Origin of the sequence: Thalassospira sp., assembly GCF_040218635.1 — a bacterium.
Classification (GTDB): Bacteria; Pseudomonadota; Alphaproteobacteria; order Rhodospirillales; family Thalassospiraceae; genus Thalassospira.
The window spans coordinates 113,881-127,023 of the sequence record NZ_JAVJRB010000003.1 but is presented as its reverse complement, the minus strand read 5'-3'; the positions used below and the strand labels follow the sequence as shown (position 1 = coordinate 127,023).

Genomic DNA, 13,143 nt, shown 5'->3' with positions numbered 1-13,143 from the left:
CAATATGGATTTAATGACGGGGGAAAAATGGTGCTGCCGGAGAGAATTGAACTCTCGACCTCTCCCTTACCAAGGGAGTGCTCTACCCCTGAGCTACGGCAGCCCGATATTCGGGCTAACCGCAAGGTGATGGTGCTGCCGGAGAGAATTGAACTCTCGACCTCTCCCTTACCAAGGGAGTGCTCTACCCCTGAGCTACGGCAGCATATGCCCTTTGCGGTGCGGGCGGGTTATAGGCCACGGATCAGTAATTGGTCAAGTCAGAAATATGCGAAGTTTTTCGATTGATCGCACATCGGCGCTTTTTGCCCTGTTTTCGTCAAGATCGGCTGTAATTTTTCGCGTGCTGTTTTATAACAGCCCCTGCATTTGAACCACAAAGCCAAATCAGATTATGACAGCAAAGAAATCAGACGCCCGTCCAGCCGTGAATGAAGAACGCTTAAAGCGCGAAGCCGAAGCCCTGCGGGCCAATCTGGCCAAGCGCAAACAACAGCAACGTTCACGCAAGGATGCGCAATCCGAGACTGCCCCGGATCGGACGTCGGACGAATAGGGCGGGTTTTCTAGGGTCGGCGGGCGAGAAATTTCGTCTGAAGTTTAACTTCATTGGACCTGAGAATTTTACCGGTTCGTTTGAATAACTGCGTTTACGCATCGTTTGGTTGATCTCGGGGGCTTGGCACGGGTAAAACCGATGGTACGAGTTGGTGTCGGGACTTTTTCTTAAAACAGGGGTGGCAATATGTCAGTAAGACCGGATCACTGGATACGCCAGATGGCGCAGGAAAAGGCCATGATTGAGCCGTTTGTTGACGGCTTTAAACGTGATGGCGTGATTTCCTATGGTGTCAGTTCTTATGGCTATGACGCCCGTGTTTCTGACGAGTTCAAGATTTTCACCAATGTCGACTCGGCCATCGTCGATCCCAAGGACTTTTCTGATGAAGGGTTCGTCAATCGCAAGACGGATTGTTGTGTGATCCCGCCCAACAGTTTTGCCCTGGCGCGCACGGTGGAATATTTCCGCATTCCGCGCGACACGCTGGTAATCTGCCTTGGGAAGTCGACCTATGCCCGTTGTGGCATCATCGTCAATGTCACCCCGCTTGAACCGGAATGGGAAGGGCATGTGACACTGGAATTCTCGAACACGACACCGCTTCCAGCACGCATCTATGCCAATGAAGGGGCCTGCCAGTTTATTTTCCTGAAAGCCGAAAGCGAATGCGATACCTCCTATGCGGATCGTGCAGGGAAATATATGGGCCAAAAAGGTGTCACATTGCCGCGCCTGTGATAAAGGCATAGCAATAATTCAGGCTGTGATACGCCAAGATAAGGTTTTGCTGCGTGCCAAGCGCAGCACAAAGAGGATTGAATGGACAAGATCAAGATTTCCGGTGGTCGCCGGTTGCAGGGTAAAATTGCAATTGGCGGTGCCAAAAATGCGGCCCTTCCGCTGATGGCAGCAGCCTTGCTGACAGATGAAACGCTAACCCTTTCCAACTTGCCGCATCTGGCAGACATCACATCGATGGCGAACTTGCTGGCCCAACACGGTGTGGCGTTGCATCTGAACGGGCATGCCCCCAATGGCGGGCATACGGGCCGTGTTCTGGAAATGACCGCCAAGGAAATCACCTCCACAACTGCGCCCTATGATCTGGTTCGCAAAATGCGGGCATCGGTTCTGGTCCTTGGTCCGATTGTCGCGCGGTGCGGTGTGGCCCGTGTGTCTCTGCCCGGTGGCTGTGCAATTGGCAACCGTCCGGTTGACCTGCATCTTAAGGCGTTAGAAGCCATGGGGGCTGAAATCCATTTGACCGAAGGCTATATCGAAGCCCGCGCACCAGAAGGCCTGAAAGGTGGACATATTCTGTTCCCGCAGGTTTCTGTGGGGGCGACCGAAAATGCCCTGATGGCGGCGTCCTTGGCCGACGGTGTTGTGACCATTGCCAATGCGGCGCGCGAACCCGAAGTTTCCGATCTGGCGCATTGTCTGGTTGCGATGGGGGCCGAGATCGAAGGCATCGGGACCGATACGTTGAAAGTAACCGGTAAGCCACGCTTGCATGGTGCGGAATATTCCGTCGTGCCAGATCGTATCGAAACCGGCACCTATGCGATTGCCGCGGCAATCACGGGTGGCGAGATTGAAATTACCGGTACGCGGATCGAGCTGATCGAAAGCCTTGTCGATGCGATGCGCAAAGCAGGTGTAGAGATCGAAGAAACAAAAGACGGCATGAAGGTGAGCGGCAATCGCGCGACGCTTAAGGGTGTTGATGTGATGACGGAACCTTATCCGGGTTTCCCGACCGATATGCAGGCGCAGTTCATGGCGCTGATGTCGGTGGCCAATGGGGCATCCATGATTACCGAAACGATTTTTGAAAACCGTTTCATGCATGTGCCGGAATTGAGCCGCATGGGTGCGGATGTCAATGTCCATGGCCGCTCAGCAATTGTGCGCGGCAGTGCAAAGCTTTCGGGTGCCGAAGTGATGGCAACGGATTTGCGCGCATCGGTTTCGATGGTGCTTGCGGGCTTGGCAGCCGAGGGCGAGACGGTTATTAACCGTGTCTACCACCTTGATCGCGGCTATGAGCGACTTGAAGAAAAACTTGGCGCCTGTGGGGCGCAGATCGAACGTGTCCGGGTTCCCGTCTAACGGTTATCCAGGGATCGAAACCCGATCCAGACGACAGACAAACGCGTAAGGCGACTGATTGATGAGTGACGAAAAGCTGGTGCTGGCCCTGCCAAAGGGGCGCATTCTTGACGAAGTAATGCCATTGGTACGATCCGCAGGGATCGAACCGGAAGCGGCATTTGATGACCCGAAATCCCGTGCTCTTCGGTTCACCACCAATCATCCGCATATCGACATTATCCGTGTGCGCAGCTTTGACGTTGCGACCTTTGTTGCCTTTGGCGCGGCCCATATTGGTGTCTGTGGCAATGATGTCCTGATGGAATTTGACTATCCGGATATTTACGCGCCGCTGGATCTTAACATTGGCCATTGCCGTATTGCGGTTGCTGAGCCCGATGAAATGGTTGACGGTGATGATCCGTCGCGGTGGTCGCATGTGCGCGTTGCAACCAAATACCCCAACATCACCCGGACCCATTTTGCCAAACGTGGGGTGCAGGCTGAATGCATCAAGCTGAACGGGGCAATGGAACTGGCCCCGACCCTTGGTCTGTGCCGCCGCATTGTTGATCTTGTTTCCACGGGCAATACGCTTAAGGCCAATGGCCTGCGCGAGATCGAACATGTTGCGGATGTAACCTCGCGCCTGATCGTCAACCGTACGGCGCTGAAAACCCGTCCGACCGATGTGCAGCCATGGATCGACCGTTTCTCCGAGGTGCTCAATGCCGCTTAAACTTTCGATTACCGATGCCGGGTTTGAAGAAGAGTTTGTCAAACTTCTGGGCATGAAGCGCGAATCGGATGCCGATGTTGATGCCGCGGTTGCTGATATCATTGCCGATGTCCGGAAACGCGGCGATGTTGCCGTTTGCGAATATACCAACCGGTTTGATCGCCTGAATATTGATGCATCAGGCATGGCTGTGTCCAAGGCCGAAATCGACGCCGCGATGACACAGATCGAGCCCGAACTTTTAAAGTCGCTTGAACTGGCCGCTGAACGTATCGGGGCGTATCACGCCAAACAGATGCCGGCCGATGAACGCTACACCGATGCAACTGGGGTCGAGCTTGGCTGGCGCTGGCGTGCAGTTTCGGCAGCAGGGCTTTATGTGCCCGGTGGTTTGGCGTCTTATCCGTCATCGGTGCTGATGAATGCGATTCCGGCCAAGGTTGCCGGTGTTGAGCGCCTTGTCATGGTTGTGCCGACGCCGGACAATAAAATGAACCCGCTGGTGCTGGCAGCAGCCCGTATCGCCGGTGTGGACGAGATTTACCGCATTGGTGGGGCGCAGGCAGTTGCCGCCCTTGCCTATGGCACGGAAACCATTAAACCGGTTGATAAGATCGTCGGTCCGGGTAATGCCTTTGTTGCCGCAGCCAAACGTCGCGTGTTTGGACAGGTCGGCATTGATATGATTGCCGGTCCGTCCGAAATTCTTGTGGTTGCCGATGGCAGCAATGACCCAAGCTGGGTCGCAGCAGATCTTCTGTCGCAGGCAGAACATGACCCGGTTGCGCAGTCTATCCTGATCACGGATGACGCCGATTTTGCCAATCGGGTTCAGGCTGCTATTGATAAGCATCTTGAAACCTTGCCGCGTGCGGAAATTGCCGGGGCAAGCTGGCGCGACTTTGGTGCAATTGTTTTGGTCGAAGATCTGTCGCAGGCTCCGGCCCTTGTGGATCGGATCGCCCCGGAACATCTTGAGCTGGCGGTTGATGACCCCGATGCATTGGCAGAAGAAATTCATCATGCCGGTGCGATCTTCCTGGGTCGTTACACGCCAGAGGCCATTGGTGATTATGTCGCCGGGCCGAACCACGTATTGCCAACGGCCCGTTCGGCACGGTTTTCTTCCGGTCTTGGGGTTCTGGACTTTATCAAGCGTTCATCGCTGATCAAGTGCACGCCCGAAAGCCTTGCCAAAATTGGGCCAGCTGCAATTGCGCTAGCAGAAAGTGAAGGTCTGCAAGCACATGGACTTTCAGTAGCGATCCGGTCAAACCAGATGTAAGCTGTTGCAGTGCAGCGCGTAACGGGACCGCAGGGAGAGAGCCATGGCACCAAATCAGTGTATCGCCGGTATCTATCTTGACGAAAAGTACAAGGTACGTCGCCGCCCCGAAGTCGAACATGAACAGGCGGTCGCAATTTATGACCTGCTTGAGGATAACCATTTTGAACCTGCTGGCGGGTTCGAAGGGCCTTATTCGGTTCACATGCGCATCGAAGAAAACCGCATCTATATGGATGTGCGTGGCGATGATGACAGCGAAAACCTGACAACCATTCCTGTGCCCTTGTCGCCGTTCCGCCGGATTGTGAAAGACTATTTCATGATCTGCGAGAGCTACTATGACGCGATCAAGAAGGCCAGCGCATCTCAGATCGAAACCATCGATATGGCCCGCCGCGGCCTTCATAACGAAGGGTCCGAACAACTGCGCGAACTTCTGGCCGAGAAGGTGACGATTGACGAAAATACTGCGCGTCGCCTGTTTACGCTGATTTGTGTTCTTCACATTCGGGGTTAAGGCGCAGTGGCAGAAGAACTCCCCGGCTCAGTTCTTTTCGCCTGTAGTTACAATGCCGTTCGTTCCGTGATGGCAGCCACCTTGATGCGGCATTATCACGGGACACGTGTTTATGTTGAAAGTTGCGGCGTTCGCACAGGCGAAGTGGATGGTTTTGCCGTCGCCGTGATGGACGAAATCGGGTTGGATATTTCGACCTATCGGTCCAAGACGTTCGATCAACTTGAAGACGGGTTCTTTGATTTGATCATTACCATGTCACCGGAAGCCCAGCACCGTGCCGTGGAAATGACCCGCACGATGGCCTGTGATGTCGAATTCTGGAATACCTTTGATGCAACCATGATCGAAGGATCCCGCGAAACCCGCCTTGAAGCCTATCGTCAGGTCCGCGATCAGATCAAAAAACGCATTCTGGATCGTTTCCCGGTCGGACCCGCCCCCAAGGTTTGACGGGCAATCGGTTATTCGCCTGCAAGTGTGCTAAATGCCGGGCCATCAAGAACAAAAATCCGCTCATCATCAGCAGGACGCATGCCAAGCTTCTCATAAAAGCGCTGCCCGATCAGGTTGTTGGCATCGACCGAAAGCCGGATATAGGCTTTGCCGGTTTCTTGTGCGCGTTTTGCAACATGTGCGACCAGTTTGCGGGCAAAGCCGCCCCCGCGATGCGATGGCGCGACATAAAGATCCTGAACATAAAGCCCGGCCTGACCGCGAAATGTTGAATAGCTTGGAAAATAAAGGCAGACCGCAATCGGCTTTTGGTCATCGGTTACGATCATGGCTTCAAACAAAGGCTGATCGCCAAACCCGTCACGGGCGATATCGGCAGGTGTGCTTTTGAATTTGTCTTCCGAGCCGGTTGTCACGGCGATTTCAAACAGCATGGCGTGAATTGCTTGGGCATCATCCCTTTGGGCAAGACGGATTTCAGGATGGTCTTTGGGGCGCATGATGTTGATTTCCTTTGGGGTAGGGGCGCGACAAGGCTGTAAACAATAGGTCGATTATCGCGATGGGCAAAGGGGTAAGGAGGCGTGATTGATGACGGTCTTTGAGGTTATTGGGTTCGTTGGTGGTTGAAATGGTGCTGTCATGTCTTTGTTGCAGTGCTGGGCCGCCGGGCCGTTGCGCGAAAGGACTTGACCTTTTGCGCGGTTCAGAGCAGTTTGCGCCCCACCGGTATTTTGATATTGCAATACGAAAGCTAGGAGTCACATGGCTAAAGAAGACGTTATCGAGTTTCAGGGCACTGTCGTTGAACTTCTGCCCAATGCGATGTTTCGCGTGAAGCTGGACAATGACCACGAAATCCTTGCTCATACTTCGGGCAAAATGCGTAAGAACCGTATTCGTGTTCTCGCAGGGGACCGTGTCAGCGTCGAAATGACCCCTTATGACCTGACCAAGGGTCGTATCACCTTCCGTTTCAAGTAATCTGAAACCTTTCACAGCGTAAATTGACCTTGTCTGGTGTGCGGTTTACCTTTGCGCCCAAGGAACGAAATCGCTGTTTAAAGTAGGCATGTGCGTTTTCCACATGCTTATCATGGTTAAAGATCCGACATCCGGGAGCCTGCGCTTTGTCGAAACTGATATTGGCATCTGCATCGCCGCGCCGTCTTGAGCTGCTTGCGCAGATCGGAATTGTGCCAGATCAGGTTGTTCCTGCGGATATCGATGAAACGCCCAAGGCTGACGAAAGTCCGCGTCGACTTGCGTTGCGCCTTGCAGAAGAAAAAGCCCGTGCCATTGCGAAAACCAATGGCGGGGCTTTTGTGCTTGCTGCTGATACTGTCGTTGCCTGTGGCAGCCGGGCAATCGGCAAGGCATCGGATGAAAAAGAAGCCCGCAAATTCCTCAGCCTGCTTTCAGGGCGCCGCCACCGTGTTTATGGTGGAATGTGTCTGATCGCGCCCGATGGCACGGAACGATCGCGTGTGATTGAAACGCAGGTTAAATTCCGCTCGTTGGGTGCCGAAGACCTAAGTCGCTATTTATCCCACGATGAATGGCGCGGCAAAGCAGGGGCCTATGCCATTCAGGGCTATGGTGCTACCTTTGTAAAGGCCATTTCCGGTTCCTATTCCAATGTCGTCGGATTGTCGCTGTGCGAAGTTGATGGTCTTTTACGCGGTCTTGGATATCACCCCAAAGAGGTCTGATCATGTCAGTTGGCGGAAACCATACTGGCCGCCTGCTGATTGATGCCGTTGCGCTTGAACGCAGGGTGGCCCTTGTTGAAAATGACCGTTTAAGCCGTCTTTGGATTGATCGGGGTGGACCGGCGCGTTTTGATCTCCATCTTGGACGCATTCGTAAAATCATGCCTGAAATGGCGGCAGCCATGGTTGCCCTTGATGGCATTTCCGATGGCTTGCTGCCGTTTGATCGTTATCCCGGCCCTGTGCATGAAGGACAATGGGTGCTGGTTCAGGTTTCCCGCCTTGGCTTTGAAGACAAGGGCGTAAAACTTACCGGGCGGATCGCGATTGAAGGTGTGGGCATGATCCTGCGTCCCGGTGGCAAACTGATCGAACTCCCCCGTAAACTCAAAGACGCCGAACAACGTGCAGAACTGACAGGGATGTTGAAATCCCTGCAGGTTGACGGGGATGGCATCATGCTTCGCAGTACAGCCCTTGATTGGGCGCAAGATGCCATTGCCGGCGAGTATCGTTTGCTTAGGGCGCAATGGCAAAAGGCTGTCACAGCCCTTGCCAGTCCGGCCAAACCGACCTTGGTCTGCAAGGCACAATCAGACCTTGATCAAATGATCGAACGCCATTTGATGCATGGGGATGAGTGCATTGTTGATGGCACGGACCAATTTGTGCAGCTGCGCGGCGTTTTAAAGGCCCGTGGGGCCTCGGATGCTCATTTGACGCGCCACACTGGCAGCCAGCTTCTGTTTGACGATCAGGGGATTGAAGAGGCCATAGGCGAGGCATTGCAAAGCCGTGTTGATCTTGCTGGCGGTGGCTGGATTGCCATTGATCCTGCAACCGCACTTTGTGCGATTGATGTCAATGCGGGCGGTGCGGATGCCGGACGCGATAGCGAGGCCCGCGCGATTGAAGTCAACCTTCGGGCCGCGGCTGAAATTGTTCATCAAATCCGCTTGCGCAATATCGGCGGGTTGATTGTGATTGATCCGTTGCGGATGCAAACCCGAAATGGCCGTGACAAGTTTGAAGACGCCATCCGAACGGCTTTCGGGGCGGAGCTTGACGGTGCGGTTCAGATCGGTGGCTTTACACGCCTTGGCCTGTATGAATTTAGCCGTCAGCGGGCGGGCGAATCGCTTTTGGCCCGTGTTCTAAGCAAACAGGCGCACCACACGCCTTCGCAAGAAACATCCCTGAATGCCATCATACGGGCAATGATTGCAGAATGCCGCACTGGCAAGGTCGGTGCGATGGTGCTTTACATTGCACCAAGCATGGCCGAAAGACTTGCGCAGCGCATGGATGCGGTCCAGATTCTGGCAAATGCATTCGGGGTTGCGCCGGAAATTATCGCGGACCCGAACCTTGATGACGACGCCTATCGGTTGGAGAAGAAATAGAATGATCGAAAAAAAGATAACGAAAACAGCAATCTCCGACTGCGCTGTTTGTGGCAAGCCAGCGGATGAAAAATATAAGCCGTTCTGCTCGAAACGATGTGCTGATCGCGACCTTGGTAAATGGTTGAATGAAAGTTACGCAATTCCGGCAACCGAGCCGCCAGAGTATCTGGAAGACCTTGAAGATGAAGAAGAATTTTAATCGCAAAAAAAATGCGATTTGAGTCTGGACAAGGTCCGGTGGAGTTTGTATAACCCCGCTCGTTCCGCAAGGAACACTCTGGAAACAGAGACGAAAGAAAAGATGCCCAGATAGCTCAGTTGGTAGAGCAGTGGACTGAAAATCCGCGTGTCGGTGGTTCGAACCCGCCTCTGGGCACCATCTTTCCCAAGACAAAAAAGACCCGGCCATTGGCCGGGTCTTTTTGCTTTTGGTCATTGGTTTACATTGCTGATCAATTGGATATCGGTAGATCAAAGGTAACCTGTTCGCCGGTTACATCGGCACCCGTCGCATTGATATTGCCCTCTTGGGTCAGACGGAAGGTGCCGCCAGCAAAGCTGTTATCCGGACAGGCAATTTCCCACCAGCCATTGGCCGGTAACATCCCGTCATTGCGCACGAACTTACCAACACAGGTCTGCGCGCCATATACGTCAAATCGGCCTTCAAACACGCTGGATCTAAGCCAGGTATCATATCGCGAAAAAGGCCCGATACGTGACCAGTTCAAGTCAATTTTAACCGTCTTGTTCTGTGTGTAGGGACGGCTGGGGGGTGTTTGTTCAGCCATCCAGCCTTTATACGTAACGTCAGGTCGTGTTGCGCAACCGCCAAGCCACGATGTGGCTCCCAGCATTATGATGACAGTCAAGACTTTGATCTGCATTGAGAACCTATAATCCAATGTTGTCTCGGCCACTTTATCTGGCGGTCGCGATTATGCAAACAATCAACAAGGTCTGCTGTTTTTGCAGTCGGTTACACGCGTAGAATCGTCGCTCTTTTGGTGTTGGGTTCCATGTGCAATTGGTGGTGCGCATTCAAATCCGATGAATTTGACGATCGATATAGGTTAAATGAACCTCTGCCTGTGAAATCATTTTCAAATGAAAACAGTACGTTGAGCAAAGCGCTTCTTTGTCGTTTAGCACTTGATTGGAAAAGAGTTTGGCGCTTTTGTTGCGAAAATTTTACAGTCCGCTACCCTTTCTGCGTACCGCAGCAAAAGACGTTTTCGGACTGGACCGTATGATGATGGCATCCGCACCATACCGAACAAAGACGCCTAGGGGACAAACATGGCCGAGAAGCAGATCGAGATCGAACTGAAACTTCGCATCGATCCAAAACACGTTGCGCGTTTAAAAAATGCGCCGGTTCTGCGCGAGGTCAAGGAAGGCCGTCGTTTGATCACGACCCATCTTGTCTCGATCTATCATGACACGCCCAAGCTTTCACTGGCGGGCAAAGGCATTGCTGTGCGCCTGCGCAAAAAGGGGACGCAGGGGTGGGAGCAAACGGTCAAGACGTCCAATGGGCTGCGCGAAGCCCTGCCTGCGCGCGATGAATGGACAGTCGAGTTGGAAGAAGGTGAAATTGATCTTGATAAGTTCACCGACAAGGATGTCAAAAAACTCCTGAACAAGTTCGTGAAGAAGAAAAAGATCGAACGCATTTTTGAAAGTGATCTTAAACGCAGTGCGGTCGATTTGACCTATCGCGATGCAGTCATGGAAATGGCGATTGACCTAGGTGTCGTTCGGGCGGGGGATAAGGAAACCCCGCTTTCCGAAGTCGAGTTCGAACTTAAAAAAGGCCATCCGGCGGCCTTGTTTGACCTTGCACTTGAACTGCAACGCACGGTTCCGATGCTTTTAAGCATGCGGTCAAAGGCATCAAGGGGGCGCGACCTTTATCTTGGTAAAACCTCAGGTGCCTTTCGGGCAGCCCCGGTGGCGCTGACCAATGATATGTCGTCAGAAACCGCCTTTCGTGCGGTGTTGGCCCAAGGCCTGCGCATGATCCTGAGCAACGAAGTCTGCGTGCGTCAGGATCTTGACGTTGAAGGGTGCCATCAAATGCGGGTTGGCATGCGCCGCCTGCGCGTTGCCTTGAATCTATTTAAGAAAAACCTGCCGACGGGCGAAGCTGTTTTGCTGCGCCGCTTGCTTAAGGTTTGCACCAAAGGGCTCGACGGGTTGCGTGATTGGGACGTGTTTCTTGGCGAAACCTTACCCATGATCGAAGAACGTTTTCCCGACCATGCCGGTATTGCCGAATTGCGGGTGGCAGCGCAAAAGCAACGGGCAGATGCCTTGGCAACGGCGCGCACCATGCTGGATCAACCGGAATATGGGCAGTTGCTTTTACTCCTTGGGGCGTGGGCGAGTTATTCGCGCTGGGCATCCGGGGCAAGTGCCGAACAAATGAAAGCCATGGCCGCACCGGTGTCCGAGATGGCCGCACCGCTTCTGGATCGGTCCTATAAACGCGTGACCAAACGAAGCGGTGAAATCGCATCGCTGAGCATCCCGCAACTTCATGCCTTGCGTCTGGATGTGAAACAGATGCGATATGGCACGGACTTCTTTGGCGCGGTCTATGGCAGCAAGAAAGTCAAAAAATTCCGCTCAAAACTAACCGATATGCAGGAAATTCTTGGGCAGCTTCAGGATGCCGCCGTTGCAGAGGCGCGCCTGATGGCGCTTTCCCCGCAATTGTCAAAAGACGGCATGATTGCGGTGGGGCTGGTGTCAGGTTGGTTTGGCGCACGCGCTGATCATAAGCTTCTGGGACTTGAAGAAGCCGCCAAGCTGTTTGGCGATCAGAAAATATTCTGGAAGTAACAGCCGATCAGGGTGTTTGCTTAACTGGCACCCTGCTTCATGTCCTGATAGGCGATCAGGGCGCGCTCACGGCCTTCTTTCAGTCCGATCAGGGGTTCGGGGTAGGTGTCGCCCAACGTGACGCCAGCGGCCTTCAGGATCAAGGGGCCGGCATCCCACGGTTTGTGGATGAATTTTTCAGGCATGTCGCGCAGTTCCGGCACCCATTGGCGGACATAGTCGCCGTCGGGATCAAATTTTTCGCCCTGAAGGACGGGATTGAATATCCGGAAATAGGGGGCCGCATCGGCACCACACCCGCCGATCCATTGCCATGAAAAGGCATTATTGGCCGGGCAGGCATCGACAAGCGTATCATCAAACCACGCCAAGCCATCGCGCCAATGGATCAAAAGGTGCTTCACCAGAATGGATCCGACAATCATCCGCACCCGATTGTGCATATAGCCGGTATGCCAAAGTTCGCGCATGCCGGCATCGACAATCGGAAAGCCGGTTTGCCCGCGCTGCCAACGTTCAAGGGCAATTTCATTTTCCGACCATGGGAAATGTTTGAAACTTGCGTTCAACGGAACACTACGCAGGTCTTTGGCATGAAACAGGATATGGTGGGCAAACTCGCGCCAGCCCAGTTCGGACATGAATTTGGCGGCGGTTTTCCCCTTGCCCGGATTGGCATCGGCAAAATGACTGGCGGTGTGCCACACCTGATAAGGGCTTATTTCGCCAAACCGCAAATGCGGGGAAAGTTCCGAGGTTACCCGGTGATCCGGGCGATCGCGCAGATCGGCATAATCGGACAATCGATCATCTATAAAATCAAACAACTGATCCTTCGCCCCCTGTTCGCCGGGGGTAAACCGTTCGTCAAAGCCGGTTGCCCAGTTAAATGGTTTTGGGGCAAGGTCAAGGGCATCCAGTCCGACTTCGCCGTCTATCTTTATGTCGCTGATGACAAGGCTTTCAGGTGCCTTAAGCGGCACCCGCGGCGAAGGTTGCTTTTGACAGGCACGCCAGAACGGGCTGTAGACTTTAAAGTCTGTACCGGCCCCGGTTTTAACCTCCCACGGTTCAAACAAAAGATTGGCCTTAAAGCTTTCACAAGTCAGACCACGATCCTGCAGTGTGGTTTTGATCTCGGTATCGCGGCTGGTTGATGGCCTGTCATATAACCGGTTCCAAAACACGGCTTTAACAGGGTTCTGATCTGCAATGTTTTCAAGGATGTTGCCCGCATTACCCGTGAACAGCCGCAAAGTTGCCATCGGACCTGCTTCATTCTTGCGGATCGCGGACAGGCTGTTTGTAAGGGCGATAAGGCTTTTTTCAAGCCACCAGCGGGTTGCGCCGCCAAGTTGATCGGAAATAACGCGATCAAGGATAAAGACCGGCAAGACCACGCCATTATTTTGATCGGCCCATTTTACCGCTGCCATCAATGCCGGATTGTCGGCCAGACGCAGATCATTTCGAAACCACATGATTGCGATCGGGCGTTCAGTCATCTGCATTCCTGATGTTC

At 53.5% G+C, this 13,143-nt stretch carries 15 protein-coding genes and 3 tRNA genes; 13 read left to right on the top strand and 5 right to left on the bottom strand.

Annotated elements, in window-relative coordinates; genetic code table 11:
* Positions 1 to 28: 28 nt before the first annotated feature.
* A tRNA-Thr gene (locus RIC05_RS02025) sits at positions 29 to 103 on the bottom strand.
* Between the two features lie 27 nt (positions 104 to 130).
* A tRNA-Thr gene (locus RIC05_RS02020) sits at positions 131 to 205 on the bottom strand.
* 189 nt (positions 206 to 394) lie between these two features.
* On the opposite strand from RIC05_RS02020, the gene RIC05_RS02015 reads away from it, so the two are divergent.
* From RIC05_RS02015 to RIC05_RS01985, 7 genes are all read left to right on the top strand, one after another.
* On the top strand, positions 395 to 556 hold the full coding sequence (locus RIC05_RS02015; RefSeq protein ID WP_350047645.1) for a hypothetical protein: 162 nt from the start codon (positions 395 to 397) through the stop codon (positions 554 to 556).
* A 189-nt stretch (positions 557 to 745) separates the two neighbouring features.
* Complete coding sequence (gene dcd, locus RIC05_RS02010) at positions 746 to 1,300, top strand: dCTP deaminase (protein ID WP_350041890.1); 555 nt, start codon at positions 746 to 748, stop codon at positions 1,298 to 1,300.
* An 81-nt stretch (positions 1,301 to 1,381) separates the two neighbouring features.
* Positions 1,382 to 2,674, top strand: a complete 1,293-nt coding sequence (gene murA / locus RIC05_RS02005) for a UDP-N-acetylglucosamine 1-carboxyvinyltransferase (protein ID WP_350047643.1) — start codon at positions 1,382 to 1,384, stop codon at positions 2,672 to 2,674.
* 61 nt (positions 2,675 to 2,735) lie between these two features.
* Complete coding sequence (gene hisG / locus RIC05_RS02000; RefSeq protein WP_350047641.1) at positions 2,736 to 3,395, top strand: ATP phosphoribosyltransferase; 660 nt, start codon at positions 2,736 to 2,738, stop codon at positions 3,393 to 3,395.
* Positions 3,385 to 4,680 (top strand): histidinol dehydrogenase, encoded by a 1,296-nt coding sequence (gene hisD / locus RIC05_RS01995; RefSeq protein ID WP_350047639.1) that lies wholly within the window; start codon positions 3,385 to 3,387, stop codon positions 4,678 to 4,680. Before hisG ends, hisD begins: the two co-directional genes overlap by 11 nt.
* Positions 4,681 to 4,723: 43 nt before the next feature.
* A complete protein-coding gene (locus tag RIC05_RS01990) occupies positions 4,724 to 5,200 on the top strand; it encodes a UPF0262 family protein (RefSeq protein ID WP_350041886.1) in 477 nt (158 codons plus the stop codon).
* Between the two features lie 6 nt (positions 5,201 to 5,206).
* Positions 5,207 to 5,653, top strand: a complete 447-nt coding sequence (locus tag RIC05_RS01985; RefSeq protein WP_350041885.1) for an arsenate reductase ArsC — start codon at positions 5,207 to 5,209, stop codon at positions 5,651 to 5,653.
* An 11-nt stretch (positions 5,654 to 5,664) separates the two neighbouring features.
* Here the strand turns inward: RIC05_RS01985 and RIC05_RS01980 are convergent, their stop codons facing one another.
* A complete protein-coding gene (locus tag RIC05_RS01980; RefSeq protein ID WP_350047637.1) occupies positions 5,665 to 6,156 on the bottom strand; it encodes a GNAT family N-acetyltransferase in 492 nt (163 codons plus the stop codon).
* 265 nt (positions 6,157 to 6,421) lie between these two features.
* Between RIC05_RS01980 and infA the strand changes: the two genes are divergently transcribed.
* From infA to RIC05_RS01955, 5 genes are all read left to right on the top strand, one after another.
* Positions 6,422 to 6,640: a translation initiation factor IF-1 gene (gene infA, locus RIC05_RS01975; protein ID WP_007092059.1), complete on the top strand. Its 219-nt coding sequence runs from the start codon at positions 6,422 to 6,424 to the stop codon at positions 6,638 to 6,640.
* 146 nt (positions 6,641 to 6,786) lie between these two features.
* Positions 6,787 to 7,368 carry a Maf family protein gene (locus RIC05_RS01970; protein WP_350047635.1) on the top strand — a complete coding sequence of 194 codons (582 nt, stop codon included), beginning with the start codon at positions 6,787 to 6,789 and terminating at the stop codon, positions 7,366 to 7,368.
* Between the two features lie 2 nt (positions 7,369 to 7,370).
* Positions 7,371 to 8,771 carry a ribonuclease E/G gene (locus tag RIC05_RS01965; RefSeq protein ID WP_350047633.1) on the top strand — a complete coding sequence of 467 codons (1,401 nt, stop codon included), beginning with the start codon at positions 7,371 to 7,373 and terminating at the stop codon, positions 8,769 to 8,771.
* A 1-nt stretch (position 8,772) separates the two neighbouring features.
* Complete coding sequence (locus RIC05_RS01960) at positions 8,773 to 8,973, top strand: DNA gyrase inhibitor YacG (protein WP_350047631.1); 201 nt, start codon at positions 8,773 to 8,775, stop codon at positions 8,971 to 8,973.
* 104 nt (positions 8,974 to 9,077) lie between these two features.
* Positions 9,078 to 9,153 (top strand) — tRNA-Phe (locus RIC05_RS01955).
* Positions 9,154 to 9,226: 73 nt separating this feature from the next.
* On the opposite strand, the gene RIC05_RS01950 is transcribed toward RIC05_RS01955, so the two are convergent.
* The gene (locus RIC05_RS01950) at positions 9,227 to 9,448 is read right to left on the bottom strand and encodes a hypothetical protein (RefSeq protein WP_350047629.1); all 222 of its coding nucleotides are present in this window, start codon (positions 9,446 to 9,448) and stop codon (positions 9,227 to 9,229) included.
* Between the two features lie 625 nt (positions 9,449 to 10,073).
* Between RIC05_RS01950 and RIC05_RS01945 the strand changes: the two genes are divergently transcribed.
* Positions 10,074 to 11,621: a CYTH and CHAD domain-containing protein gene (locus RIC05_RS01945; RefSeq protein WP_350047627.1), complete on the top strand. Its 1,548-nt coding sequence runs from the start codon at positions 10,074 to 10,076 to the stop codon at positions 11,619 to 11,621.
* Positions 11,622 to 11,641: 20 nt separating this feature from the next.
* On the opposite strand, the gene RIC05_RS01940 is transcribed toward RIC05_RS01945, so the two are convergent.
* Positions 11,642 to 13,126 carry a cryptochrome/photolyase family protein gene (locus tag RIC05_RS01940; RefSeq protein WP_350047625.1) on the bottom strand — a complete coding sequence of 495 codons (1,485 nt, stop codon included), beginning with the start codon at positions 13,124 to 13,126 and terminating at the stop codon, positions 11,642 to 11,644.
* Positions 13,127 to 13,143: the final 17 nt, after the last annotated feature.

Coding starts and splice junctions, on each gene's coding strand:
- hisG (WP_350047641.1), top strand. CDS start 2,736: ATGAGTGACGAAAAGCTGGTGCTGGCCCTGCCAAAGGGGCGCATTCTT.
- hisD (WP_350047639.1), top strand. CDS start 3,385: ATGCCGCTTAAACTTTCGATTACCGATGCCGGGTTTGAAGAAGAGTTT.
- infA (WP_007092059.1), top strand. CDS start 6,422: ATGGCTAAAGAAGACGTTATCGAGTTTCAGGGCACTGTCGTTGAACTT.
- RIC05_RS01965 (WP_350047633.1), top strand. CDS start 7,371: ATGTCAGTTGGCGGAAACCATACTGGCCGCCTGCTGATTGATGCCGTT.
- RIC05_RS01990 (WP_350041886.1), top strand. CDS start 4,724: ATGGCACCAAATCAGTGTATCGCCGGTATCTATCTTGACGAAAAGTAC.
- RIC05_RS02015 (WP_350047645.1), top strand. CDS start 395: ATGACAGCAAAGAAATCAGACGCCCGTCCAGCCGTGAATGAAGAACGC.
- RIC05_RS01960 (WP_350047631.1), top strand. CDS start 8,773: ATGATCGAAAAAAAGATAACGAAAACAGCAATCTCCGACTGCGCTGTT.
- RIC05_RS01940 (WP_350047625.1), bottom strand. CDS start 13,126: ATGACTGAACGCCCGATCGCAATCATGTGGTTTCGAAATGATCTGCGT.
- RIC05_RS01980 (WP_350047637.1), bottom strand. CDS start 6,156: ATGCGCCCCAAAGACCATCCTGAAATCCGTCTTGCCCAAAGGGATGAT.
- dcd (WP_350041890.1), top strand. CDS start 746: ATGTCAGTAAGACCGGATCACTGGATACGCCAGATGGCGCAGGAAAAG.
- RIC05_RS01945 (WP_350047627.1), top strand. CDS start 10,074: ATGGCCGAGAAGCAGATCGAGATCGAACTGAAACTTCGCATCGATCCA.
- murA (WP_350047643.1), top strand. CDS start 1,382: ATGGACAAGATCAAGATTTCCGGTGGTCGCCGGTTGCAGGGTAAAATT.